This is a genomic window from Nocardioides sp. AN3 (genome assembly GCF_054653495.1).
The window spans coordinates 109,972-134,666 of the sequence record NZ_BAAIGC010000003.1 but is presented as its reverse complement, the minus strand read 5'-3'; the positions used below and the strand labels follow the sequence as shown (position 1 = coordinate 134,666).

Annotated in this window: 22 protein-coding genes; 11 read left to right on the top strand and 11 right to left on the bottom strand. The window is 71.6% G+C overall.

Translation table 11 applies throughout. From position 1 onward, the window contains the following. Nucleotides 1–4: 4 nt before the first annotated feature. Genes ACYQ1K_RS05090 through nth form a run of 3 tightly spaced genes read right to left on the bottom strand, consistent with a single transcriptional unit; the run spans nucleotide 5 to nucleotide 2,039 of the window. Nucleotides 5–700, bottom strand: a complete 696-nt coding sequence (locus ACYQ1K_RS05090) for an NUDIX hydrolase (protein WP_459981729.1) — start codon at nucleotides 698–700, stop codon at nucleotides 5–7. Then, nucleotides 697–1,311, bottom strand: a complete 615-nt coding sequence (locus tag ACYQ1K_RS05085) for a TlpA family protein disulfide reductase (RefSeq protein WP_459981728.1) — start codon at nucleotides 1,309–1,311, stop codon at nucleotides 697–699. The genes ACYQ1K_RS05090 and ACYQ1K_RS05085 overlap by 4 nt, the downstream gene beginning before the upstream one ends. Then, nucleotides 1,311–2,039 carry an endonuclease III gene (gene nth / locus ACYQ1K_RS05080; RefSeq protein WP_459981727.1) on the bottom strand — a complete coding sequence of 243 codons (729 nt, stop codon included), beginning with the start codon at nucleotides 2,037–2,039 and terminating at the stop codon, nucleotides 1,311–1,313. Before nth ends, ACYQ1K_RS05085 begins: the two co-directional genes overlap by 1 nt. A 160-nt stretch (nucleotides 2,040–2,199) precedes the next feature. Between nth and ACYQ1K_RS05075 the strand changes: the two genes are divergently transcribed. Then, nucleotides 2,200–2,877: a Crp/Fnr family transcriptional regulator gene (locus ACYQ1K_RS05075; protein ID WP_425572780.1), complete on the top strand. Its 678-nt coding sequence runs from the start codon at nucleotides 2,200–2,202 to the stop codon at nucleotides 2,875–2,877. A gap of 181 nt (nucleotides 2,878–3,058) precedes the next feature. On the opposite strand, the gene ACYQ1K_RS05070 is transcribed toward ACYQ1K_RS05075, so the two are convergent. From ACYQ1K_RS05070 to ACYQ1K_RS05060, 3 genes are all read right to left on the bottom strand, one after another. Then, nucleotides 3,059–3,475 carry a phage holin family protein gene (locus ACYQ1K_RS05070; protein WP_459981726.1) on the bottom strand — a complete coding sequence of 139 codons (417 nt, stop codon included), beginning with the start codon at nucleotides 3,473–3,475 and terminating at the stop codon, nucleotides 3,059–3,061. A 53-nt stretch (nucleotides 3,476–3,528) separates the two neighbouring features. Continuing rightward, a complete protein-coding gene (nhaA, locus tag ACYQ1K_RS05065; RefSeq protein ID WP_459981725.1) occupies nucleotides 3,529–4,821 on the bottom strand; it encodes a Na+/H+ antiporter NhaA in 1,293 nt (430 codons plus the stop codon). A gap of 63 nt (nucleotides 4,822–4,884) precedes the next feature. Further along, nucleotides 4,885–6,621 (bottom strand): amidase, encoded by a 1,737-nt coding sequence (locus ACYQ1K_RS05060; protein ID WP_459981724.1) that lies wholly within the window; start codon nucleotides 6,619–6,621, stop codon nucleotides 4,885–4,887. Between ACYQ1K_RS05060 and ACYQ1K_RS05055 the strand changes: the two genes are divergently transcribed. Next, nucleotides 6,620–7,633 carry an agmatine deiminase family protein gene (locus ACYQ1K_RS05055; protein ID WP_459981722.1) on the top strand — a complete coding sequence of 338 codons (1,014 nt, stop codon included), beginning with the start codon at nucleotides 6,620–6,622 and terminating at the stop codon, nucleotides 7,631–7,633. The two genes, ACYQ1K_RS05060 and ACYQ1K_RS05055, sit on opposite strands and share 2 nt — an antisense overlap. A gap of 41 nt (nucleotides 7,634–7,674) precedes the next feature. Here the strand turns inward: ACYQ1K_RS05055 and ACYQ1K_RS05050 are convergent, their stop codons facing one another. Beyond that, the gene (locus ACYQ1K_RS05050; RefSeq protein WP_459981721.1) at nucleotides 7,675–8,187 is read right to left on the bottom strand and encodes a GNAT family N-acetyltransferase; all 513 of its coding nucleotides are present in this window, start codon (nucleotides 8,185–8,187) and stop codon (nucleotides 7,675–7,677) included. Nucleotides 8,188–8,310: 123 nt separating this feature from the next. Here ACYQ1K_RS05050 and ACYQ1K_RS05045 point away from each other — a divergent pair, with 123 nt between their 5' ends. Beyond that, nucleotides 8,311–8,598, top strand: coding sequence for a hypothetical protein (locus tag ACYQ1K_RS05045; RefSeq protein ID WP_459981720.1), 288 nt, complete (start codon nucleotides 8,311–8,313; stop codon nucleotides 8,596–8,598). A gap of 186 nt (nucleotides 8,599–8,784) precedes the next feature. Here the strand turns inward: ACYQ1K_RS05045 and acs are convergent, their stop codons facing one another. Together acs and ACYQ1K_RS05035 are read right to left on the bottom strand one after the other, a co-directional pair. Then, nucleotides 8,785–10,770 carry an acetate--CoA ligase gene (gene acs, locus ACYQ1K_RS05040; RefSeq protein WP_459981719.1) on the bottom strand — a complete coding sequence of 662 codons (1,986 nt, stop codon included), beginning with the start codon at nucleotides 10,768–10,770 and terminating at the stop codon, nucleotides 8,785–8,787. A gap of 112 nt (nucleotides 10,771–10,882) precedes the next feature. After that, complete coding sequence (locus ACYQ1K_RS05035; protein ID WP_459981718.1) at nucleotides 10,883–11,503, bottom strand: acetate uptake transporter; 621 nt, start codon at nucleotides 11,501–11,503, stop codon at nucleotides 10,883–10,885. A gap of 230 nt (nucleotides 11,504–11,733) precedes the next feature. Between ACYQ1K_RS05035 and ACYQ1K_RS05030 the strand changes: the two genes are divergently transcribed. The 7 genes from ACYQ1K_RS05030 (at nucleotide 11,734) to ACYQ1K_RS05000 (ending at nucleotide 21,776) form a co-directional block, all read left to right on the top strand. Beyond that, the gene (locus ACYQ1K_RS05030) at nucleotides 11,734–13,299 is read left to right on the top strand and encodes an MFS transporter (RefSeq protein WP_459981717.1); all 1,566 of its coding nucleotides are present in this window, start codon (nucleotides 11,734–11,736) and stop codon (nucleotides 13,297–13,299) included. Nucleotides 13,300–13,323: 24 nt separating this feature from the next. Continuing rightward, nucleotides 13,324–15,447 (top strand): molybdopterin oxidoreductase family protein, encoded by a 2,124-nt coding sequence (locus ACYQ1K_RS05025; RefSeq protein WP_459981716.1) that lies wholly within the window; start codon nucleotides 13,324–13,326, stop codon nucleotides 15,445–15,447. Further along, nucleotides 15,444–16,916 (top strand): FAD-dependent oxidoreductase, encoded by a 1,473-nt coding sequence (locus ACYQ1K_RS05020; RefSeq protein ID WP_459981715.1) that lies wholly within the window; start codon nucleotides 15,444–15,446, stop codon nucleotides 16,914–16,916. Before ACYQ1K_RS05025 ends, ACYQ1K_RS05020 begins: the two co-directional genes overlap by 4 nt. Before the next feature lie 105 nt (nucleotides 16,917–17,021). Further along, nucleotides 17,022–19,550: a nitrite reductase large subunit NirB gene (gene nirB / locus ACYQ1K_RS05015; RefSeq protein WP_459981714.1), complete on the top strand. Its 2,529-nt coding sequence runs from the start codon at nucleotides 17,022–17,024 to the stop codon at nucleotides 19,548–19,550. Continuing rightward, complete coding sequence (gene nirD, locus ACYQ1K_RS05010; RefSeq protein ID WP_459981713.1) at nucleotides 19,547–19,885, top strand: nitrite reductase small subunit NirD; 339 nt, start codon at nucleotides 19,547–19,549, stop codon at nucleotides 19,883–19,885. The genes nirB and nirD overlap by 4 nt, the downstream gene beginning before the upstream one ends. Before the next feature lie 77 nt (nucleotides 19,886–19,962). Next, complete coding sequence (locus ACYQ1K_RS05005; protein WP_459981712.1) at nucleotides 19,963–21,102, top strand: uroporphyrinogen-III synthase; 1,140 nt, start codon at nucleotides 19,963–19,965, stop codon at nucleotides 21,100–21,102. Beyond that, a complete protein-coding gene (locus ACYQ1K_RS05000; protein WP_459981711.1) occupies nucleotides 21,099–21,776 on the top strand; it encodes a sirohydrochlorin chelatase in 678 nt (225 codons plus the stop codon). The genes ACYQ1K_RS05005 and ACYQ1K_RS05000 overlap by 4 nt, the downstream gene beginning before the upstream one ends. Here ACYQ1K_RS05000 and ACYQ1K_RS04995 read toward each other — a convergent pair. Next, complete coding sequence (locus ACYQ1K_RS04995) at nucleotides 21,760–22,767, bottom strand: class I SAM-dependent methyltransferase (protein WP_459981710.1); 1,008 nt, start codon at nucleotides 22,765–22,767, stop codon at nucleotides 21,760–21,762. The genes ACYQ1K_RS05000 and ACYQ1K_RS04995 overlap by 17 nt on opposite strands. On the opposite strand from ACYQ1K_RS04995, the gene ACYQ1K_RS04990 reads away from it, so the two are divergent. Next, the gene (locus ACYQ1K_RS04990) at nucleotides 22,766–23,494 is read left to right on the top strand and encodes a Fic family protein (RefSeq protein WP_459981709.1); all 729 of its coding nucleotides are present in this window, start codon (nucleotides 22,766–22,768) and stop codon (nucleotides 23,492–23,494) included. The two genes, ACYQ1K_RS04995 and ACYQ1K_RS04990, sit on opposite strands and share 2 nt — an antisense overlap. A gap of 337 nt (nucleotides 23,495–23,831) precedes the next feature. Here the strand turns inward: ACYQ1K_RS04990 and ACYQ1K_RS04985 are convergent, their stop codons facing one another. Then, complete coding sequence (locus tag ACYQ1K_RS04985; protein ID WP_459981708.1) at nucleotides 23,832–24,632, bottom strand: HAD family hydrolase; 801 nt, start codon at nucleotides 24,630–24,632, stop codon at nucleotides 23,832–23,834. Nucleotides 24,633–24,695 lie beyond the last annotated feature (63 nt).

The window sequence follows — 24,695 nt, the reverse complement described above, 5'->3', positions numbered from 1 at the left end:
GCCTTTAGTCCTCCGCCCATTCCTGCACGTCACGGCCGACTGCGCGCTCGCGCCCGCTCAGCATGTAGGCCGGCAGCTCGATCTCGGGCGCGTCCGGCATGTCGTCGAGCCAGCCCACGAACGTCAGGAAGCGCAGCACCACGCCGGCGGTGAAGCCCCAGAGGATGACGTCCTTGTCGGGCCCGATCATGAAGCCAGGCGTGACCCAGCCGTGCCGAGGAGACCGGACCGTGACGCGGTGCGCCGGATCCTGCAGCTCGCTGATCGGCACGCGGTAGACGGCGTGCACCTCGTGGACGCTGGTCGGCTCGACCTCGTGAGGCTCCGCCCACCAGCCGACGACCGGCGTGACGGCGTTGTTGCTCGGCGGCAGGTAGAGCTCGGGCATCTGGCCGAGCACGTCGACGCCGGACGGCAGGACGCCGGTCTCCTCCTCGGCCTCGCGCAGGGCCGCCTCGACGGCCGTCTCCCCGGGGTCGACCGCCCCGCCGGGGAAGGAGACCTGGCCGGGGTGCGACCGCATCGTGTGAGCCCGCTCGGTGAGCAGCAGGTCGGGCCCCGTGCTGCTCTCGCCGAAGAGCATGAGCACGGCGGAGCGCCGCACCGTCGCCCCCTCCGGCACACCGAAGGCGGTCAGGTCCTGCCAGGTGATCTCGTCGAGTGCGGCCGCCACCGGGTCGAGCCAGGGGGGCCGTGTCACAGGTGGATCCCCAGCTGCTTCTCGACGAGCGCCTTGACCTCGGCCACGGAGCTGAGACCCCCGGCCACAGGCTTGCTGAGCGTGCCGTCGGCGGAGAGGAAGAAGAACGTCGGATAGCCCCGGACCGTGAGGTCGGTGCCGTGCAGGTCGTCGCCCGGGTCGGCGACGAGCGGATAGGTCACGCCGAACCTCCTGGCCTGCTCGAGCGCGTAGCCGGGCTGGGTGTCGGCGGAGTCGATGCCGAGCACGGGCACGCGGTCGCCGTATTGCTTGTAGAAGGCGGCAAGCGCAGGCATCTCCTTCTGGCAGGGGCCACAGGCCCCGAACCAGAAGTTGAGCACAAGCGGACCCTTCAGGGTGGACAGGTCGACCCGCTTGCCGCCGCCCAGGCAGGGGAGCGACTTCGACGGGAGCCCCCCATCGGTGGTCTGCGGCGCCGGGCAGTCCTCGATGCCGGCCCTCGTCTTGAGGACCCGGTAGGCCGGGGTGTCCACCTTCACGTTGGACTCGCTCGGCGGGCTGACCGTGGGCGTGCCGGTGCAGCCGGCCATCGCACCGAGCACCGCGAACATGAGGAGGGCGAGCGCGCCGCCCGTGACCGGGCGGCGCATCAGTTCGGGCCCTCGGTGCGCACCAGGGCCGCCGCGGCGATGGGGTCGGTCGGACCTGCGCCGTACGCCGGGCAGAGCTTGGCCACCGGACAGGCCCCACACGCGGGCTTCTTGGCGTGGCAGATCCGCCGCCCGTGCCAGATCAGGTGGTGGCTCAGCATCGTCCAGTCGCGCTTGGGGAAGAGCGCGCCCACGGCGTGCTCGACCTTGACCGGGTCGGTCTCGGTGGTGAACCCGAGCCGCCGGGCAAGCCGGCCGAAGTGCGTGTCGACCGTGATGCCGGGCATGCCGAAGGCGTTGCCGAGGACCACGTTGGCGGTCTTGCGACCGACACCGGGCAGCTTGACGAGCGCCTCGAGGGAGGCTGGCACCTGGCCGTCGTACTCCTCGACGAGGGCTGCGCTCAGCTTGAGCAGAGAGTCGGTCTTCGCGCGGAAGAAGCCGAGGGGTCCGACGATCGCCTCCAGCGTCGCCCGGTCCGCGCCGGCCATCGCCTTGGCGTCGGGGTAGGCGGCGAACAGCGTCGGTCGCACGGCGTTGACCCGCTTGTCGGTGGTCTGGGCCGACAGGACCGTGACGACGAGGCACTCGAAGGGGTTGTCGAAGTCGAGCTCGGCCTTGGCGTCCGGGTAGGTGAGGGCCAGGATCCGGTCGATCTTGCGGGCGCGGCGCACGAGCGCCGTCGGTGTCTCATCGGCGCTGGGGGAGGTCGTCGCGGTGCCCGGCACGGGGCAAGGGTACGGGCCCGCACCGACAACCTCAGCCTCGCCCGGCGCCGCGCGTGCAGTCCCGAGGGGCAGGCGTCCGCGCTGTCGAGCGGGCCACTGGATAGGATTCGCGTGACGAGCCTTGCCGTGGGTGGGGTCGGAGGAGCTTCAGGAGGTTGTGGTGGACAACGACGTACTCCGTCAGGCGCCGCTGTTCAGCGCGCTCGACGACGAGGCGATGGCGGCCCTCCACGCGTCGATGGCAGAGACCAAGCTGCGCCGCGGGGACGTGCTGTTCCACGAGGGCGACACGGGCGACAAGCTGTACGTCGTGCTCGAGGGCAAGGTCAAGCTCGGCCGGACCTCCTCCGACGGACGCGAGAACCTGCTGGCGATCATGGGCCCCGGCCAGATGTTCGGCGAGCTCTCCCTCTTCGACCCCGGCCCGCGCTCCGCGACGGTCACCGCCGTGACCGACGCGACGTTCGCCTCGCTGTCGCACGAGGACCTGCTCCGCTGGCTCGAAGGTCGTCCGGTGGTCGCGCGCGGACTGCTCGCCCAGCTCGCCGGTCGGCTCCGCAAGGCCAACGACGTCGTCGCCGACCTCGTCTTCTCCGACGTCCCCGGCCGGGTCGCCAAGGCGCTGCTCGACCTGGCCGACCGGTTCGGCCGGACCGCCGACGACGGCGTCCACGTGCACCACGACCTCACGCAGGAGGAGCTCGCCCAGCTCGTCGGCGCCTCCCGCGAGACGGTCAACAAGGCGCTCGCCGACTTCGCCTCCCGCGGCTGGCTGCGGCTCGAGCCGCGGTCGGTGGTCATCATGGACGTTGAACGCATGGCCCGCCGCGCCCGCTGATCGGAACGTCCCGAGCACGCACTCCGCTGCGTTGTCGGCGTTCGCCGACCCGCTTCGCTCCAAGGTCGGCTTCGCGCCTCCGCCTTGCGGAGCACGCACTCGGAACGCCCCGATCCTCCGCAGCTCTCCTCAACGACGAACGACCCCCGAGCTCGCTCGGGGGTCGTTCGTCGTCAACGGGTCAGGCCTGGCCCTTGAGGGCCTTGGGGATCTCGCGACCCTGGTTGATCGCCCGCTCGGGCGCCTTGACCTGCTTGACCTTCCTGATGCCGATGAACACCAGGAGCGCGGTGATGAGCAGGTAGGCCGCGAAGACGATCAGGTAGCACCACTGCAGCGCCGGCCCCGAGCCGTTCCAGTGGATCAGGTAGACGAACGCGAAGGACAGCATGATGATCGCGAGCACGGCGATGAACGCGGCGCCCGCGAACAGGCCGATGCCGATCCCGCCGGCCTGGAAGGAGACCTTCAGCTCGGACTTGGCCAGCTCGATCTCCTTCGAGATGAGCGTGGAGATGTCACGGCTCGCGTCGGCGACCAGTCGGCCGATCGTGGGCTCCTCGCCCGCCGGCTGCTGCTGGGCCTGGTGCTGGGCCATGCTCTCCCCTTCGTCTGATCGGCTGGTCTGATCGCTCGTGACCGCCTCTGACCCTACCGATCCCGGCGGCCGAAGACGTCTGGTACCCCGTCCGAGTCGCTGTCGACTTCCTCGGCGGCGACCAGCCGGCGGTAGACGCGGTTGCGCGCCCGCAGCACCCCCGTCGCGAGGGCGGCGGCCACGAGCGACCCGACGAGGACCGCGACCTTGACGTGCTCGGTGGTCGTCGACGTCGCACCGAAGGCCAGCTCACCGATGAGGAGGGACACCGTGAACCCGATCCCGCCCAAGAGCGCCATGCCGATCACGTCCACCCACGCCAGCTCGGCGTCCAGCTCGGCGCGGGTGAAGGTGGCCAGCAGCCAGGTCGAGCCGGCGATGCCGATGCACTTGCCGACGACCAGTCCCGCGATGACGCCGAGCGCCACCGGGTCCGTGAGCGCGCGTGAGAGGCCGTCCCAGCCGCCGATGGGGACGCCGGCGGCGAAGAAGGCGAAGACGGGCACGGCGATTCCGGCGCTGATCGGTCGGATGAGATGTTCGAGGTGCTCGGCGAGCCCGCGCCCGGGCCCACCGTCGCGGCGCCGCACCGGCACGGTGAAGGCCAACGCCACCCCGGCGACGGTCGGGTGGATGCCGCTCGCGTGCACGAGCGCCCACGCGATCAGCGCCAGGGGCAGCAGCAGCCAGGGCGTGGCGACCCGGCGCTGCACGAGGGTGCCGAACGCGGCGATCGGGACGAGCGCGGCGAGGAGCCACGGCAGGTGCAGCTGGTCGGTGTAGAAGAGCGCGATGACGGTGATGGCGAGCAGGTCGTCGACGACGGCCAGCGTCAGCAGGAACGTCCTCAGCCCGCTCGGCAGGTGCGTGCTGATGACGGCGAGCACCGCGACCGCGAACGCGATGTCAGTGGCGGTGGGGATCGCCCAGCCAACGATGCCGTCGGTGCCGAGGTTCACCGCGACGTAGAGGACCGCGGGCACGACCATGCCGCCCACCGCGGCCGCGACCGGGAGCGCTGCCCGCCGTGCGTCACGCAGGTCCCCGGCGACGAACTCGCGCTTGAGCTCGAGCCCGGCGACGAAGAAGAAGATCGCGAGGAGCCCGTCGGCGGCCCAGGCGCCGAGGGTGAGGTGGAGGTCCAGCGCCTCGGGGCCGATGGCGTGGTCCCGCAGCCGGACGTAGGCGTCGGACCACGTGGAGTTGGCCCAGACCATGGCGATCGCGGCGCCGGCGATGAGCAGCAGGCCGCCGGTGGTCTCGGCGCGCAGGATGTCGGCGACCCGGGAGCTCTCCAGGAACGAGCCGCGCTCGAAGAGGCGTGTGCGTCGGGTGCGGTCCGTCATGGGCGTCCTTCGGGGTCGGCTGGGTGGCCGCCGACCAGACTTCCCGGCACTCCTGGGCCAAGGCTACAGACGCGGCGTGCGGGGCGGCTCGGTACGACGGGTCCCGGTCGCCTCGATCGCGGTGCCGAGACGGAGCAGCGCGGTGTCGTCGTACGCCCGGCCGGCGATCGTCAGGCCGACCGGCATGCCGATGTCGGACATCGTGCCCATCGGCACGGTGACGGTCGGGATGCCGAGGTGACGGATCACCAGGTTGCCGTTGGCGACCCAGACGCCGTTGCGCCACCCGAGGTCCGCGGAGGCCGGGTTCACGTCCATGTCGGCGGGGCCGACGTCGGCCACGGCGGGGAAGACGACGGCGTCGAGTCCGAGCTCGTCGAGCCACTCCTCCAGGTCGCGCCGGCGCGTCTCGGCCAGGCCGTGGACGCCCTCCTCGAGCTCGGGGATCTCGGTCACGGAGGCGTAGGAGTGGGCGCGGACCTGGTCGGGATAGGTCGCGATGTCGTCGTCGAAGCCCGTGTAGCGGTCCGGGAGGGCCCCCTCCGGGTGCGGGAAGATCGTCGCTCCGTCGACCTGGGTCAGGGAGTCGAGTGCCGGGTCACCGTTCGCGGCGAGGAAGTCGTCCCACGCCCACGCGGAGAGGTCGGCGATCTCGCGGTGCAGGAACTCCTCGGTCACGAGTCCCCGGGTCTTGATCGTGGGGGCGCCGGGGCGGTCGCCCTCGTAGTTGGTCACGACCGGGAAGTCCACCTCGACCACCGTCGCCCCCGCGGCCTCCAGGTCGGCGCGCAGGGCCTCCCAGAGCGCGATGACGGAGGCCCTCGTCTCGATCCGCTGACCCGTCGGGCCGCCGATCCCCGGATCCTCGGCTGTGCCGGCGTCGGGGTCGGCGTTGACATACATCCGCGGGATCCCCAGTCGGACGCCGGCGAGGTCGGCCTGGTCGGCGAGGGCGACGTACGACGGCGGGCGGATCTCGCTCGACCGGGGGATCTCCAGCCAGGGCTGCGCCCGCCAGAAGTCGCCTCGGGTCTCGGTGTCGTCGGCGACCACGACGTCCAGGACCTCGAGCAGGTCGACCATCGTCCGGGTGTGGGGCACGACGACGTCCATCGTGGGCACGAGCGGCCAGTTGCCGCGCACCGAGATGACACCCCACGAGGGGGTGTAGGCGCACAGCGCGTTGTTGGACGCCGGTCCCCGGCCGCTGGACCAGGTCTCCTCCCCGAGGCCGAACGCGGCGAAGCTGGCGGCCGTCGCTGTCCCCGACCCGTTGGACGACCCCGAGCCGAAGGGTGCGGTCAGGAAGTCGGCGTTGTACGGGCTCTCCGCGCGGCCGTAGACACCCCGCTGCATGCCTCCGTTCGCCATCGGCGGCATGTTGGTGAGGCCGAGGCAGATCGCCCCGGCGGCGCGAAGCCGCTCGATGGTGAAGGCGTCGCGCTGCGCGACCAGGTGATCGAAGGCGGGACTTCCGGCCGCCGCGGTCAGGCCCTTCACGAGATAGGAGTCCTTGGCCGTGTAGGGGATGCCGTCGAGCGGACCGAGCGTCTCGCCGCGGGCCCGGCGGTCGTCGGAGGCCCGCGCCTCGTCGAGCGCTGCCGGGTGGGGGACGACGAGTGCGTTGAGGTGCGGCCCCGAGGCGTCGTACGCCGCGATGCGGGCCCGGTAGGCCTCGACCAGCGCGACGCTGGTGACCTCGCCGCTCTCGAGGGCGCGGCGCAGCTGCGGGATGGTGGCCTCGACGACATCGAACACCTTGCCCATTCTTCCGTAGAGCGTTCCGTAGAGTCCTGACATGACCCCCGTCCCTGGCCCGCTGATGCCGGCAGAGTGGTCCCCGCAGGACCGCATCTGGATGGCGTTCCCGGCGCCGGGCTACTCCCTGGGCGAGACGGCGCAGGAGGCAGAGGAGGCACGCGCGACCTGGGCCGCCGTGGCCAACGCGTGTGCCGCCTTCGAGCCGGTGACGATCGTGGTCGACCCGGCCGAGGTGGCGGCGGCGCGTGCCCTGCTGGCCTCGGAGGTCGAGGTCATCGAGGCTCCGCTCGACGACGCCTGGATGCGCGACATCGGGCCGACGTTCGTGCACCAGCCCGACGGGTCTGTGGCCGGCGTCGACTGGGTCTTCAACGGCTGGGGGCAGTGCGACTGGGCGACGTGGGACCGCGACTCCCGGATCGGCGCTCTGGTGTGCGAACGGGCCGGTGTGCCGCGCATCGCGTCGTCGATGGTCAACGAGGGCGGTGCCATCCACGTCGACGGCACCGGTGTCGTGCTGGTGACCGAGACGGTGCAGCTCGGCCAGGGGCGCAACGAGGACTGGACCCGCGCGCAGGTCGAGGAGGAGCTGGCCCGCACCATCGGCGCCACCGAGGTGTTCTGGCTGCCGCGGGGGCTGACCCGGGACTACGAGCGCTACGGGACCCGCGGCCACGTCGACATCGTCGCGACCTTCACCTCCCCTGGCCGGGTGCTGCTGCACTCGCAGCGGGACGACGCGCACCCTGACCACGAGGTGTCGCGGTCGCTCCACGAGCTTCTCGCCGCGCGCTTCGACGTGGTGGACCTGCCGGCGCCGGCGACGCTGCGAGACGGGGAGGGCTGGGTGGACTGGTCCTACGTCAACCACCTCGTCGTCAACGGCGGCGTCATCGCGTGCGCCTTCGACGACCCTCACGACGCCGAGGCGATGGCGATCCTGCGCGAGGCCTACCCCGGGCGTGACGTCGTCAGCGTCGACGCGCGGCCGCTCTTCGACCGCGGCGGCGGGATCCACTGCATCACCCAGCAGCAGCCGTCATCCCGCTGAGTCGGCGTGTGTTGACGCCGGTACGGCGTCGGGTCGGCGGGTCAGAGGGCGATCCAGTAGCGCCGCTTCCCCTTCCGGGCATCCTCGAAGATGCCGCCCTGGCTCTCGATCGTGCGGGCAGAGCCGACGTTGTCCTCGTCGCAGGTGACCAACACCCGGTCGAGCCCGAGATCGCGGGCGCGAAGGAGGGCGAGTCCGAGGGCACGGGAGGCGTGGCCCTGGCGTCGCCGCGACGGACGCACGGAGTAGCCGATGTGGCCGCCTTCCTCGAGCAGCCACTCGTTGAGGCGGTGCCGGATCGCCAGGAAGCCGACGACCTCGTGGTCGTGGGTGATCCACCAGTAGTCGCTCGGCACTCGTCCCCCGCCCGTCTCGCGGCCCAGGCGGCGCAGCAGGGCCACCAGCGCCTCGCAGGTGTCGCGGTCGGTGTCGGCTCGCAGCCCCTCAGGCAGGTTCCACATGCCCGAGCCGTGCAGGAGGTCCGGCTCGTACTCGGCGACACATGCTGCCCAGCTCTCATAGAGATCCGTCGTCGGAAGCACGAGTGCCGTCATGCGGTCCATCGGAGCATGCGGCACGCGTGGATGCCATCGGGTTTCGCGGGTCAAGCACCAGGCGCCAGCCGAACGGTGCTCGCGCACCATTCTCGATCCTCGGCGGGGGTGCACACTGGGCGGGTGACCCTCGTCGTCTTCGCGCTCGCCGGCGTGCTGATGCTCGGCCTCGTCGTCCTGGCGGGCACCTCGATGCTGCGCCATCACGACGGCCGCTCGTCGGCGACTGCCGGCGCACTCGGCAACTTCATCGACGTGTTCGATCCGGCTCGGGCGAGGGCTGACCGAGACCTGGACTCGCGTGAGCACCAGGGTGAGGTCATCCCGTCGCCGGGCGATGACGACCGGCCGGTGAGGGTGGATCTGGCCAGGGGCACCGTGCGGGTCCGGCGTACGACCAGCCCTGACTGAGCCGGCCGCGGTTCGCTGGCGCTCGCTCCTCGACCAGCGGCGGCTACGCACACGCGTGGGTCTCGTACCCGGGTACACCGAAGTCGCCTCGGCCCAGACCGCGCACGCGTGTCGGCCGCGGCCGCGAGGGACTTCGGTGTACCCGAGTACGTGGCCGACCAGCAGGCCGAGTCGGCGGGGGCGGGGTCAGTCCTCCGTGGAGGTGGCTTGGCCGGCGGAGATGAGCTCCATGATGGAGGAGTCGGCCAGCGTGGTGGTGTCGCCGACCTCGCGCTTCTCGGCGACGTCGCGCAGGAGCCGGCGCATGATCTTGCCCGAGCGGGTCTTGGGGAGCTCGGGGACGATCATGATCTGGCGGGGCTTGGCGATGGGGCCGATCTGGGTGCGGACGTGGTCGGAGAGCTCCTTCTCGATGCCGGTCAGGTCGGCGTCGCCGGCGGTGGCGGTCTCGCGCAGGATGACGAACGCGACCACGGCCTGGCCGGTGTCGGGGTCGGTGGCGCCCACGACGGCGGCCTCGGCGACCTTGGGGTGGGAGACCAGAGCGGACTCGATCTCGGTGGTGGAGAGCCGGTGGCCCGAGACGTTCATGACGTCGTCGACCCGGCCCAGCACCCACAGGTCGCCGTCCTCGTCCTTCTTCGCGCCGTCACCGGCGAAGTAGAAGCCCTGCTCGCGGAACCGGGCCCAGTAGGTGTCGACGTAGCGCTGGTCGTCGCCCCAGATGGTGCGCAGCATCGAGGGCCAGGGCGAGGTGAGCACGAGGTAGCCCCCCGAGCCGTTGGGCACGGGGTGCCCCTCGTCGTTGACGACCTCCGCGGTCACGCCGGGCAGGGCGGTCATCGCCGAGCCGGGCTTGCCGGCGGTCACCCCGGGCAGCGGGGAGATCATGATCGCGCCGGTCTCGGTCTGCCACCAGGTGTCCACGACCGGGGTGCGGTCCCCGCCGATGACGTGGCGATACCAGACGTAGGCCTCGGGGTTGATCGGCTCACCGACCGACCCGAGGATGCGCAGCGAGGACATGTCGTGCTTGTCGGGCACCTCGCTGCCCTGCTTCATGAAGGAGCGGATCGCGGTGGGGGCGGTGTAGAAGATCGTCACCTTGTTGTCCGCGATGATCTGCCACCAGCGGCCGCGCTCGGGGAAGTCGGGCGTCCCCTCGTAGAGCACCTGCGTGGCGCCGTTCGCGAGCGGCCCGTAGACGATGTAGGAGTGCCCGGTGATCCAGCCGATGTCGGCGGTGCACCAGTAGACATCCGAGTCGGGCTTGAGGTCGAAGACCTCCCAGTGGGTGAACGCCGCTTGCGTCAGGTAGCCGCCGGTGGTGTGCAGGATGCCCTTGGGCTTGCCGGTGGTGCCGGAGGTGTACATCACGAACAACGGGTGCTCGGAGTCGAACGCTTCCGGGGTGTGCTCGGAGGAGGCGGAGTCCACGACGTCGTGCCACCACACATCCACGGAGCCGTCCCAGGAGACGTCCTGGCCGGTACGACGCACGACCAGCACCTTCTCCACCTCGTGACCCGCACGTGATGCGATCCCGCGCGCCTCATCGACCGCCGGCTTCAGCGGCGACGCAGCGCCTCTGCGGTAGCCGCCGTCGGAGGTGACGACGACCTTGGCCTTGAAGTCCTCGATCCGCGAGCCGAGCGCCTCGGCGGAGAACCCCCCGAACACCACGGTGTGGGGCGCGCCGATGCGGGTGCAGGCCAGCATCGTGAAGACGGCCTCGGGGATCATCGGCATGTAGATCGCGACCGGGTCGCCCTTCCCGATCCCGAGCGAGGTCAGGGCGTTGGCGGTCTTGGAGACCTCGGCCTGGAGCTCGGCGTAGGTGATGTCGCGCTTGTCCCCGACCGGCTCACCGACCCAGTGGATCGCGACCCGGTCCCCGTGGCCGGCCTCGACGTGGCGGTCCACGCAGTTGTAGGCGACGTTGAGCTCGCCGCCGACGAACCACTTCGCGAACGGCGGGTTGTCCCAGTCGAGGACCCGGTCCCACTTCTTCGCCCACGAGAGCCGCTCCGCGGCAGCAGCCCAGAAGCCCTCCCGGTCGGCGGCCGCCTCGTCGTACGCCGACGCCGTCACGTTGGCCGACCCGGCCAGCTCGGCCGGCGGCTCGAACCGCCGGTTCTCGTGCAGCAGGTTCGACAAGGTCTCTTCAGTCACGATCGATCACTTCCCGTACGGAGTCGACGAGCAGGGCCCACGTCACGCGGGGCCGGTGCGGCCCAGCGTGACGTAGGCAGGTTGGCAGCAGGTTGCGGGTCCCGTAAAGGGGTCAGGTCCGCGGCCAGACGGGCAGCAGCTGCCGTTTGAAGGTGAAGGCGGTGACCGCCGCGAACGAGGTGTACCAGGCCGCGATCGCCGTCAGCAGGCCGAGGTAGCCGCCGAGGTGGGTGATGCCCGTCGACGTCGCCCAGTTGCCCCACGCGAGGACGAAGAAGGTCAGGGTCAGCAGGACGAAGACGGCGAGGACCGCGAGGCTGACGCGAGTCGCGGCGACCGCCATGTAGAGCGTGAAGATGCCCCACGCGAAGAGGTACCAGCCGATCGCCTTGTCGGGGTTCCCCAGGTGGGCGGCGTCGTGCTCGACGAGCCACCAGAAGGAGATCCAGAACGCGCCGTACGACGAGAAGGCGACGCCGCCGAAGGTGTTGCCCTTGGCGAACTCCCACATGCCGGCCGCGAACTGGCCGAGGCCGCCGTACGCGAGGGCGAGTCCGAGCACGTAGCCCTCGTTGGTGCTGCTCATCCACCCCGCGTTGACGACGCTGAGGAGGAAGGTGGTGAGCGCGAACGCCGCGAGGCCCAGAGGGGCCGGGTCGGCGATGAACGCTCCGGGGAGGGGACGCGAGATCGGCGCTTCGCGGGGGACCTCGGTGCCGTAGTTGGTGGTCATGTCTGCTCCTTCCAGACAAAGACCCGCTCCGGAGGATCCGGGACGGCATGGCTCTCCCCATGCGTTACCCAGGTCACACCACATTCAATGCTCGTCGGCATGGATCCGCTCCACGACCGCTCGCCCGTGAGGCCGTGAGGGGAAGTTGACGGAACGGAGACCCGCTTCTGCTGGAGGCGTTACGCCGTGCGCCCAGGATCGCCGACAACCGATCCCTTCGAGGAGCTGTCATGACGCTGAGCACCCCCACTGAGGCGGGCACCCGGGCCACTGCTGGCCCGGAGTCCGGCTCCCGCCGCACGCGCCGCTGGATCGCCGAGTGGCGTCCCGAGGACCCGGACTTCTGGGAGTCCACGGGTCAGGCCGTGGCGCGCCGCAACCTCGCCTGGTCGATCTTCGCCGAGCACCTCGGCTTCTCGGTCTGGCTGATCTGGAGCGTCAGCTCGGCGTTCCTCCTGGCGCAGGGATTCGAGTTCACCCCCCAGCAGCTGTTCTTCCTCGTCGCGATTCCCAACCTGGTGGGCTCCCTGCTCCGGATCCCCTACACGTTCGCGGTGCCGAAGTTCGGCGGCCGCAACTGGACGATCGCCTCGGCCGCACTCCTGCTGATCCCGACGCTCGGCTTCGCCTACGCCGTCACCCGTCCCGACACGCCGTACTGGATGTTCTGCGTCATCGCCGCGACGGCGGGCTTCGGCGGCGGCAACTTCGCCTCCTCGATGGCGAACATCAACTTCTTCTTCCCCACCGCGAAGAAGGGTGCCGCACTCGGGCTGAACGCGGCCGGCGGCAACCTCGGCGTCGCGCTGATCCAGTTCCTCCTGCCCGTCATCGTCGGCGGCGCCGGCATCTTCGGGCTCGTGAAGGCGAGCTCCGGCGGCATCCACCTCGAGCGGGCGGCGTGGGTCTACGCCGGCCTCGCCGTGGTCGCGACGCTCGCGGCGTACTTCTTCATGGACAACCTCGCCGGCATCGAGTCCCACCCGAGGGAGCAGCTCTCGGTCATCACGCACCGTCACGTGCAGGTGATGTCGCTGCTCTACATCGGCACCTTCGGCTCGTTCATCGGCTTCTCGGCCGCCATGCCGCTGCTGATCAAGCTCAACTTCTGGCGCCAGCCGATCCCCCAGGTCCACGGCATCGGCATCAACTTCGCCTTCTACGCCTTCCTCGGTGCGCTCGTCGGGTCCGCCGCACGCCCGCTCGGCGGGTGGCTGGCCGACCGGTTCGGCGGCACCCGCATCACGATGGTCTCCTTCGCCGGCATGATCCTGGGCACGCTCGGCGTCCTCGTCACACTCGGCCAGCTCACCCAGCTCCCGCCGCCGCCCACCCCCGACAAGCTCGCGGCGATCAAGGCCGACCCTGCGGCGTTCCACTTCCCGCCGGCCATCGTCGACGCCGTCAACGCCAACTCGGACAAGTTCGGGCTCTTCCTCGCGATGTTCATGGTGATCTTCCTCTTCAGCGGCATCGGCAACGGGTCGACCTACAAGATGATCCCGGCGATCTTCCGCCGTGACGCGTTCGCCGACACGGCCGAGGGCAGCCCGGAGCGCGAGCTGGCCGTCGTCGAGGGCGGCAAGAGGTCCTCGGCGGCCGTCGGCATCGTCGGCGCCATCGGGGCCATCGGCGGGTTCCTCATCCCGATCACGTTCAACAGCCCGTGGGTCACCGACCCGCTCGCCTCGACCAAGAGCGCGATGGTCATCTTCACGGCCTTCTATGTGATCTGCCTGGCGGTCACCTGGTTCGTCTTCGCTCGCCGCTCGGGGTCCCGGTACGCCGGGATCTGACGCAGGTCTCATGCAAGGACACCCATGACTGACACGCACTGCCCCTACTGCAGCCTCCAGTGCGGGATGACCCTTCTGCGGAAGGGCCCCGGGCTGGAGGTGCAGCCGCGGTCCCAGCACAACGCGCACAGCCCGGTCGACGAGGGCGCGCTGTGTCGCAAGGGCTGGACCGCCGGGGGGCTGCGCGGCTCCCGCGAACGCCTGACCAGCCCCCTCGTCCGCGACCGGCTGACCGGCGAGTGGGCGACCGCGACCTGGGGCGAGGCGCTGGATCTGGTGGCCTCGCGCCTCGCCGAGATCCGGTCGTCGCACGGCGCCGACGCCAACGCGGTCTTCGGCGGCGGGGGGCTGACCAACGAGGCGGCCTACCAGCTCGGCAAGCTCGCCCGGGTCGCGCTGGGAACGGCGATGATCGACTACAACGGACGCTGGTGCATGTCGTCCGCGGCGACCGCAGGCAACCAGGCGCTCGGTCTCGACCGCGGGCTGCCGTTCCCGCTCGCGGACATCGAGCAGACCGACGTGCTGGTGCTGGTCGGCTCCAACCTCGCCGAGACGATGCCGCCGGCTGCCCGTCACCTCGACCGGCTGCGGGAGCGGGGCGGTCAGGTGGTGGTCGTCGACCCACGCCGTACGCCGACCGCCGACCGCGCCGACGTCGTCGTCCAGCCCGTCCCGGGCACCGACCTCGCGCTCGCGCTGGGGCTCCTGCACCTGGTCGACGCCGCCGGTGGGGTCGACGAGGACTACGTGGCCGCGCGGACCAGTGGCTTCGAGGCGGTCCGCGTCGGCGCGGCTGCGTGGTGGCCGGAGAGGGTGGAACGCGTCACCGGCGTCCCGGCCGGCGAGGTGCGGGGGCTCGCGTCGCTGCTGATGTCGAGCCGCCGCGTGATGGTGCTGACCGCTCGCGGTGCCGAGCAGCACGCGGACGGCACCGCGACGGTGCTCGCCTGGATCAACCTGGCGCTCGCCCTGGGCCTGCCCGGTCGCCCGTACGCCGGCTACGGCTGCCTCACCGGTCAAGGCAACGGTCAGGGGGGCCGCGAACACGGTCAGAAGGCCGACCAGCTGCCCGGCTATCGGATGATCGACGACCCTGCCGCCCGGGCCCATGTCGCCGGCGTGTGGGGCATCGACGCCGCCGCCCTGCCGGGGAAGGGGCTGTCGGCCTACGAGCTGCTCTCCTCCCTCGGCACCCCCGGCGGCCCGCGGAGCCTGCTCGTCCTGGGCTCCAACCCCGTCGTCTCCGCGCCCAACGCCGTCGCGGTCGCCGAACGGCTCGAGGCGCTCGATCTGCTCGTCGTGTGCGACCTCGTCATGAGCGAGACCGCGGCCCTGGCCGACGTCGTGCTGCCGGTGACCCAATGGGCCGAGGACACCGGCACGCTGACCAACCTCGAGGGGCGGGTCATCCTGCGCCAGCGGGCGGTCACGCCGCCGCCCGGTGTCCGCTCGGACCTCGAGGTCATCGCGGGGCTGGCCGAGCGGCTCGGTGCGCCCTCGACCTGGTCGACGGACGCCGAGGAGGTCTTCGCCGAGCTGGGTGCCGCCTCCGCAGGCGGCCGCGCCGACTACAGCGGCATCACCTATGCCCGGATCCGCGACGAGCATGGCGTCTTCTGGCCGTGCCCCTCTGTCTCGGACGGAGTCGAGCACCCGGGCACGCCGCGGATGTTCACCGACTCGTTCGCGACGCCGGACGGACGGGCTCGGTTCGTCCCGGTCTCCTATGACGGGCCCGCCGAGCCGCTCGACGGCGACTTCGATGTGCACCTGACGACGGGACGAGTCCTCGCGCAGTATCAGTCCGGCGCCCAGACCCGGCGGATCCGCGACCTGCCGGACACGGGGCCGTTCGTCGAGATGCACCCGCTGCTCGCCGTACGCCTCGGTGCGCACGACGGCGAGCCGGTCACGGTCACCACGCGCCGCGGGTCGATGACCGCACCGGCGCGGGTCGTCGAGACGATCCGGCCGGACACGGTCTTCGTGCCGTTCCACTGGGTCGGCGCCAACCGGCTCACCTCCGATGCGCTGGATCCCGCGAGCCGGATGCCGGAGTTCAAGGTGTGTGCGTGCCGAGTCTCGGGTTCTTGCCCCCCGAACCCCGGGTTCGTGCGCGCGGTCGAGGCAGGTGCGGTGCGATGAGTCGGCAGGAACCCGGGGTTCGGGGGGCAAGAACCCGAGACTCGGCAACGGTCGTGGTCGGGAACGGCATGGCGGCGGTCCGCCTCACCGAGGAGCTCGTGGCGCGGGGCGTCGACGGCATCACCGTGCTCGGGGACGAGGCGCACGCGCCGTACAACCGCATCCTGCTCTCCGCGGTCCTCGAGGGCAGCCATCGCGTGGACGCGATCACGCTGCGACCCCTCCCGTGGTACGCCGACCACGGCGTCGACCTCCGGCTCGGCGTACGCGTCGTCGACGTCCACCCTCACCGTCGAGTCGTCGAGCTCGCCGACCGCAGCGAGGTGCCCTACGACCGGCTGGTGCTCGCCACCGGCAGCAACCCGACCCTGCCGCCGGTCCGGGGCCTGGTGCGGATGGACGGGCGGCTGCACGAGAAGGTGCACGCCTTCCGCCATCTCGACGACTGCACGGGACTGCTCGCCGCGGTCGAGGACGGCGCCCGGCGCGCCGTGGTCGTCGGCGGCGGCCTTCTCGGCCTGCAGGTGGCGCGAGCGCTGTCTGTTCGCGGCATCGACACCGAGATCGTCGAGGGCGGCGGCCACCTGCTGCGCAGCCAGGTCGACGAGGCCGCGGGCGAGGTGCTGAGGAGGTCGCTCGAGCGGCTGGGCACGCGGGTCTACACCGGCGCCCGTGTCGTGCGGATGACGGAGGAGGGGGTCCGGCTCGACAACGGCGTCACGTTGGACACCGACCTCGTGGTCCTCACGGCCGGCGGGCGGCCCAGCGCCAACCTCGCCCGCCGCGCGGGCCTCACCACGCGTCGCGGCATCGTCGTCGACGACACGCTCGCCACCAGCGACCCGGCCGTCTTCGCCCTCGGCGACTGCGCCGAGCACGGCGGTCGGACGCCCGGCTTCGTGAGCCACGCCTGGGAGCAGGCCGCCGTCCTGGCCGAGCGTCTCGCCGGAGGCGAGCGGACCTACGACGGTCACCGCACCGTCGCGCGGCTGCGCGCGACCGACCTCGATGTGGCCGTGCTCGGTGACGCTGAGCATGAGTCCGGGCACGGGGCCGAGCACGGGTCCGCGCAGCCCGACGCCTCTGAGATCGTGCAGGTGTCGAACCCGATCACCGGCACGCACAAGCGGCTGGTCGTCCGTGGCGGCGCCATCGTCGGCGCGACCCTGGTCGGGGACCTGTCGCAGGTCGGGGTCATCACCCAGCTCTTCGACCGGGGCACCGTGCTCGGCCCCCGCGAGCCCGGCGCCCTCCTCATGCCGCCGCGCCGCGCGTCAGCCACCCCGGTCGCGCTCCCCGACGACGCCGAGGTGTGCGCCTGCGCCGGTGTCGCGGCCGGCAAGATCCGCGCCTGCTCGAGCATGGCCGAGGTCCGGGAGACCACCCGGGCGACCACCGGCTGCGGCGGGTGCGCGTCGGCGGTGGCCGCGCTGCTGGGCTCGCCCTTGGTGGGCACGGCAGCCCCGTGAGTCGGCCCGTGAGCCCGTGAGGGAGTCGTCACCGGATCCGAAACATGACGAAACCGGTCCCACACATCCGATTTCTAGCGTCGTCAGTGACGCAAGGAGGTCCACATGACGGAGCAGAGCCACCGCCGCCGCCAGCTGGTCGTGGTCGGCCACGGGATGGTCGGCCATCGGTTCGTGGAGGCGGCGATCGAGCGCGGTCTCACCGAGACCCACGACATCACGGTGCTGGGCGCGGAGTCGCGGCCGGCGTACGACCGGGTCGCGCTGACCAGCTTCTTCGAGGTGGGCGCCAAGGCGCTCAGCCTCCTGCCCACGGGCCGGTACGTCGACCCGCGGGTCACGTTGCGCACCGGCGTCGAGGTCGTCGCCGTCTCGCCTCGGCAGCGCATCGTCACGCTCAACACGGGCGAGGACCTGCACTACGACGAGCTGGTGCTCGCGACCGGGTCCTACCCGTTCGTGCCGCCGGTGCCCGGCAAGGACCTCGCGGGCGTCTTCGTCTATCGCACGATCGAGGACCTGGAGGCCATCCGCAAGGCGGCCCGACGCGCGAAGAGCGGGGCCGTCATCGGGGGCGGCCTGCTCGGGTTGGAGGCCGCCAACGCCCTGACCCAGCTCGGGCTGGAGACGCACGTCGTGGAGCTCGCGCCGCGGCTCATGGCGGTGCAGGTCGACGCCGCCGGCGGCCGCACGCTGTCGCGGCACGTCGAGCAGCTCGGGCTGACCGTGCACACGGGCGCGATGACCGAGGCCATCCTCGGCACCGACCGGGTGACCGGCATGGCGCTCAAGGACCGCAACCCGCTCGACGTCGACATGGTCGTCTTCTCGGCCGGGATCCGGCCCCGCGACGCGCTGGGGCGGGCCGCCGACCTGGCGATCGCCGAGCGCGGCGGTGTCCTGGTCGACGAGCACTGCCGCACGAGCGACGAGCACATCTTCGCGATCGGCGAGTGCGCGGCGCCCGGGGGAGTGATGTACGGCCTCGTCGCACCCGGCTACGCCATGGCCGAGGTCGTCGTCGACGCGCTGCTCGGCGGTGACGGCACCTTCGAGGGCGCCGACATGTCGACCAAGCTGAAGCTGCTCGGCGTCGATGTCGCCTCCTTCGGCGACGCGCACGCCGCGACTGAGGGCGCGCTGGAGCTGACCTACGCCGACGACGTCACCGGTGTCTACAAGAAGCTCGTCATCTCCGAGGACGGCAAGCGCCTGCTCGGCGGCGTGCTGGTCGGCGATGCGTCGGCGTACGGCATCCTCCGTCCCATGGCGGCCAGCGGCCTGCCGCTCCCCGAGAACCCCGAGGAGCTCATCCTGCCGGCAGGCGGGGGCGGTGTGGCGCTGACCCTGCCCGCCGAGGCGCAGGTCTGCTCTTGCAACAACGTGACCAAGGGCCAGATCGAGGCGGCCGTGGACGCCGGCTGCGAGACGGCTGCCGACGTGACCCGGGAGACCAAGGCCGGCAGCACCTGCGGCTCCTGCAAGACGCAGGTCAAGAAGATCGTCGAGGACTACTTCGCCGCGCAGGGTCGCACGGTCGACAAGAGCCTGTGCGAGCACTTCGCGCTGACCCGGGCCGAGCTGTTCGACGTGGTGCTGATCCACGGCTACCGGACCTTCGACGAGATCGTCGCGGCGCATGGACGCGGCCGCGGCTGCGACATCTGCAAGCCGGCCGTGGCCTCGATCCTCGCCAGCCAGCTGAACGGGCACGTGCTGGCCCGCGAGAACCGCACCCTCCAGGACACCAACGACGCCTACCTGGCCAACATCCAGCGCAACGGCACCTACTCCGTCGTCCCGCGGATCCCGGGTGGCGAGATCACGCCCGAGAAGCTCATCGTCATCGGCGAGGTGGCCCGCGACTTCGGGCTCTACACGAAGATCACCGGCGGACAGCGCATCGACATGTTCGGCGCCCGCACCGAGCAGCTGCCCGCCATCTGGAGGCGGCTCGTCGACGCCGGCTTCGAGTCCGGTCACGCCTACGGGAAGGCGCTGCGCACCGTGAAGTCCTGCGTCGGCTCGACATGGTGCCGCTACGGCGTCCAGGACTCCGTCGGCCTGGCGATCATGCTGGAGCTGCGCTACCGGGGCCTGCGCAGCCCGCACAAGCTCAAGGGCGGCGTCTCCGGGTGCGCTCGCGAGTGCGCCGAGGCGCGCGGCAAGGACTTCGGCGTGATCGCGACGGAGAAGGGCTGGAACCTGTACGTCGGCGGCAACGGCGGCGCCATCCCCGCCCATGCCCAGCTGCTCGCCGGCGACCTCTCGACCGAGGAGCTGGTGCGCTACCTGGACCGCTTCCTCATGTACTACATCCGCACCGCCGACCGCCTCCAGCGGACCTCGACCTGGATCGACTCGCTCGAGGGCGGCCTGGACCGGGTGCGGGAGGTGGTCGTCGACGACGTGCTCGGGCTGGGGACCGAGCTCGAGGCGGCGATGGCGCGACACGTGGACGGCTACTTCGACGAGTGGCGCGAGACCCTCGAGGACCCCGACAAGCTCGCCCGGTTCGTCTCCTTCGTCAACGCCCCCGACGTGCCCGACCCGAGCATCGGCTTCGAGACCGTCCGCGACCAGATCGCTCCGATCGACCTCGGCTCCGCCATCCCGGTCGGTGCGGCCCGGTGACGCCCGTCTGCCATCTCGACCGGATCGACCGCGAGTCGGGCGTCGCGGCACTCGTCGACGGCGAGGCGGTGGCCGTCTTCAGGACGTACGACGACCAGGTCTACGCGCTCGGCAACCACGACCCGTTCGGCCGGGCCGGGGTGCTCTCGCGCGGCATCGTGGGGACGCGCGGGGACGTGCCGTTCGTGGCCTCACCCCTGCACAAGCAGGCGTTCGACCTGCGCACCGGCCAGTGCCTGGACGACCCGGCGGTCGGCGTGCCGGCGTACGACGTGGTGGTCAGCGACGGGGTCGTCCTGGTCGGCGCGCGGCGGCCCGAGCCGCTTGACCTGTGAGGCCGTGAGGAGTTCGTGACCGTGGTGACGCGGGGGCTGGGCGACACCTGTTACGGCGGCGTTCCACAATCATCCCTGTGACCGAGAGCCCCCGACCGCCGGCCGAGCCGTTGCCGCTCGACGGCTTCAGGATCGGCATCACCGCCGCCCGCAAGGCCGACGAGCAGGCTGCCCTGCTCGAGCGGCGCGGTGCGGACGTCGTCTGGGCGCCGGCGCTCTCCATCGAGCCGAACCACGTCGACGACGCGTCGTTGCGCGCGGCGACCGAGGAGGTCCTCGCCCAGAAGGTCGACATGCTGCTCGCCACGACGGGCATCGGGATGAGGGCCTGGTTCGACCGTGCTGAGGAGTGGGGTCTGCTCGACAGGCTCATCGAGCACCTCGACCGGGCGGAGATCCTCGCACGCGGCCCGAAGAGCGTCGGCGCCCTTCGGCGGCGTGGCCTGCGCGAGCTGTGGGCGCCCGAGTCCGAGTCCTTCGACGACGTCCTGCTGCATCTGCGAGGTCGCGACCTGACCGGCCGCCGGATCGTCGTGCAGGAGCACGGGCAGTCGCTCTCGATGGTGGCGCATGCGCTGCGTCGGCAGGGGGCGTCGGTGGTGACGGTGACGGTCTACCGCGTGGAGTCGGCCGTCGACCCGGAGCCGATGTTCCACCTGATCGACCTCGTCGCCGACCGCGGCGTGGACGCGGTGACCTTCACCGCTGCGCCCGCCGTCGCGGCCCTCATGGAGGCCGCGGGTTCGACCGGCCGGCGCGACGAGGTCGTCTCCGCCTTCCAGGCCGACGTCGTCGCCGCCTGCGTCGGGCCGGTCACGGCGGCCGCCTTCGAGATGTGGGGCGTGCCCACCATCTATCCCGAGCGGTCCCGCCTGGCGGCCATGGTCAAGCAGCTCGAGGTCGAGCTGCCCTCGCGGCGCGCCGGCCTCACGATCGAGCTCGCCGGCGGTCACCAGCTGCTCCTGCACGGCGCGGAGGTCCTCCTCGACGGCGCCGAGGTGAAGCTCTCGCCTGCTCCGGCGGCGGTCCTGCAGGCGCTGGTGGCGAACCCCGGCAACGTGGTGCCCCGCCAGGCGCTGCTGTCGATGCTGCCGTCCGGCACCGCCGGCTCCGAGCACGCGGTGGAGATGGCGGTGGCACGGCTGCGGTCCGCGCTCGGCACCCGAGCCGTGCAAACTGTCGTCAAGCGCGGCTACCGCCTGGCGGTCGCGACGTGAGGCTCGTGACGGTCGCCCACGGCACGCGGCATCCGACCGGCAACGAGGTCGCCGTCGAGATCGCCCGGCGGGCCGGGGAGCGGCTCGGGATCGAGGCCTCTGCGGCGTACGTCGAGCTGTGCGAGCCCCTCTTCGCCGACCTCCTTCGTTCCTCGGAGGAGATGACTGTGGCGGTGCCCCTGCTGCTCTCGCGCGGCTTCCATGTCGCCGTCGACCTGCCGGCCGCCGTGCTCGCGGCTCGAGGAGAGACGATCCTCGCTCCGGCTCTCGGGCCGCATCCGCTGCTCGCGCGAGCCCAGGTGGCGCGTCTGGTCGAGGCCGGCGCCGTGCCCGGCATGCCTGTCGTCATGGTCGCGGCCGGGTCGCGCGACGCGTCTGCCGCCGCGGACCTGGCTCGTGCGGCTCGTCTGCTCGCGGAGGCGTGGGGTGGTCCCGTCCGGTCGGCGGTGCTGTCCGGGGAGGGCGCACGTCCGGACGCGGTGATCGAGCCGGACGACGCGGTGTCGCCGTACCTCCTCGCGCCCGGTCACTTCGCCGACCGCCTCGCGGCTTCGGCGAGTGCGGCGCGTGCCGGCGTCGTCGCCGATGTCATCCGCGCGCACGACCTCGTGGTCGACCTCGTCGTCGAACGAGCGGCCGCCGCCACCCACGCAAGCCTCAGCGGAAGTCGATGAGCAGCATGCTCGTCGTGCCGCCCGCGTCCGGGTCGTCGCCGGCCGCCGCGCCGAGGATGCGCGGCAGCGCCGCTGCCGTGTCCGTCAGCGAGCCGTGGTCCGAGGACACGAACGTCGTCGGCATGGTCGGCACCGCCGCCGGCTGCGGACGTGCCGGGACCTGAGGGATCACCACCGCGCGGTAGCACAGGCACGTGTAGGGCAGCTGCATGCCGTCCATGCCGCGGCCGTAGTCGTCATAGAACGCGAGCACCTCCGCGCGCTTGGCCTCGCGCTCGGCGTCGGAGAGCATCGCGATGTTGGAGCGCGAGAGCACGAGGTCGACGACGCTCGCGCGGTCGATGGTCTGCCAGAAGCCGTAGCGCGCGTGCTCCACGCCCTCGAAGCAGCCGGAGTCGAGGAGCGGCTCGCCGGGGTCCATCGACTCGATCGGACGCTCGATGAGGCGGCCCAGCTTGCGCACCCACGGGATCGACTCGTCGCGCTGGTTCCAGGCGAGCGCGACCATCCCGCCCGGGGTGAGGACGCGTGAGATCTCCGGAAGCGCCTTCTCGGGGTCGAACCAGTGGAACGCCTGGCCGGCGATGACGACGTCGTAGCTCATGTCGGGGGCCGGGATGGACTCCGCGCTGCCGACGCTGGTGCGCACGTCGGGCAGGTTGCGCCGCAGCACCTCCAGCATCGCCTCGTCGGGGTCGGTGGCGTGGACGTCGTGGCCGAGCTCGACGAGCCTGCGGGTGAGCTTGCCGGTGCCGGCGCCGAGCTCCAGGACACTGCGCGGCGCGGAGCCGACGAGCCACTCGACCGCCTCGCGGGGATAGGTGGGCCGGCCGCGGTCGTAGGACTCCGCGACCCTGCCGAACACCCTGCCCTGCTCTGTCATCCCCCGCAGGCTACTCGCGGGCAGGTCGATCGCCGGGCAGCCGCGCCGCTGCGCTGCCCGGACCTCCTCGCCCGGGCGTACGGCGCGCTGGCTAGCGTTGCGCTCCATGAGCGGCGACCCCACGGCCTGGCTGATGTCCCTCGAGGGCGTGCCATCGGCGTACGCCGCCACCCGTGACGGCATCGACGTCATGCTGCGCGACCGCGGCCTGCGGCGCACGTCCCCGGAGACGACGGCCGAGTCGCTGCTGCGCGGGGCGCACGCGTCCGCGGTGCTCGAGGGATCCGAGTCGACGCTCGCGGACGTGCGAGCCTCGGGTGGCGACGCGATCGCGCAGGACGCCGTACGCCTCTCCACCGAGCTGCTCGCGCTGGTCCCCGTCCTGCAGCGAGCGCCGCTGCAGGCGCTGGCGCGGCTCCATGCGATCGCAGCCGCGGGGTCGGTGTCGGCCGAGGAGCTCGGGCGTCCGCGGTCGGAGGAGTCCGCAGCCCGGCTGCGGGGCCTCGCGGACCTGCTGCTGGCGAAGACCGCCACGCCGGCGCTGGTGATCGCAGCGATCGTGCATGCGGACCTGGCGACCGCTGCCCCGTTCGCCTCGCACAATGGCATCGTCGCCCGTGCCGCGGAACGGCTCGTGGTCGTCGCGCGCGGTGTCGACGAGAAGTCGCTCGTCGTCCCGGAGGCGGGGCACCTCGCGCTGCGGGCGGAGTATGAGTCCAACCTCCGCGGCTATGCGAGCGGGTCCGCGGCGGGCGTGCACGCCTGGCTCCTCTACGCCGCGGAGGCCTTCGCGGCCGGGGCGGAGGCCTCGCCGCTGCGGCGGTCCGCGACCTGAGGATCGTCCTGTGTGCCTGGATTCGGACGTGCAGGTGGCACCCGGGTTCTCGAGGAACAAAGCCGGATGCCACCGCGTGTCACACGATCGTCGGGCTACCAGGCGTGCACCGTCTTATTGCTGTGGGCGGGATATCTCCCCGCCTCGCCAGCGCCCTGTAGGAAGGGTGGATCGCCGCGTGGGTACCCGATCGTGTGGCGCTCTTGAGTTCTCTCACTCATATTCCTACGCCGCTTTGCGAGCCCCTTCAAGCCCCGCTGCGCCTTGACTTCTGGCGCGCGTGAGGCATCATGCGGCCCTGCGCGCGGCCGGCTCAGCAGCCCTGCCGACGAGAGCCTCAGGCGCCGATCCGGCGCCTCTTCGCACTCGCCCAGATCACCCCGCCGGCGACCACCACGCCGCCGACCGCGAGTGCGGCCAAGGTGGGCTTCGCGGGGGGCAGCGGGATCCCGCCACGGAGCGCGACCGGCTTCGTGAAGACCAGGATCGGCCAGTCCCGTGCCGTCGCGACGCGGCGCAGCTCACGGTCCGGGTTGACGGCGAACGGGTGCCCGACCGCCTCCAGCATCGGCACGTCGGTCGAGGAGTCGCTGTAGGCGTAGCACTGGTCGAGGTCGTAGCCGCGCTGCTCCGCGAGCGCACGGATCGCCCGGGCCTTCTCCTCGGCGTAGGCGTAGTAGACGATCTCGCCGGTGTAGCGGCCGTCCTCCACGCTCATCCGCGTGGCCACGACGTGGTCGGCGCCGAGCATCTCGCCGATCGGCTCGACCACCTCCTGGCCACTGGTCGAGACGATGACGACGTCGCGCCCCGCCGCCTTGTGCTCCTCGATGAGGTGGACGGCCTCGTCATAGACCAGCGGGTCCACGATGTTGTGCAGGGTCTCCGCGACGATGTCGCGGACGGTGTCGGCGTCCCAGCCGGTGACCAGCTCGGACATGAACCGGCGCATCTTCTCCATCTGGTCGTGGTCGGCACCGCCCACCGCGTAGACGAACTGCGAGTAGACGCTGTGGAGCAGCGCCTTGCGGGAGATCAGGCCGCCGGCCTGGAACGGCTTGCTGAAGGCCAGCGTGCTCGACTTGGCGATGATCGTCTTGTCGAGATCGAAGAACGCCGCTTGCCGGCTGCTTGCCATGGTGCCCACTCTAAAGGGGCCAGAGGTCGCCCACAGGCGTATGTCAGCGCAGGCCGGTCCACA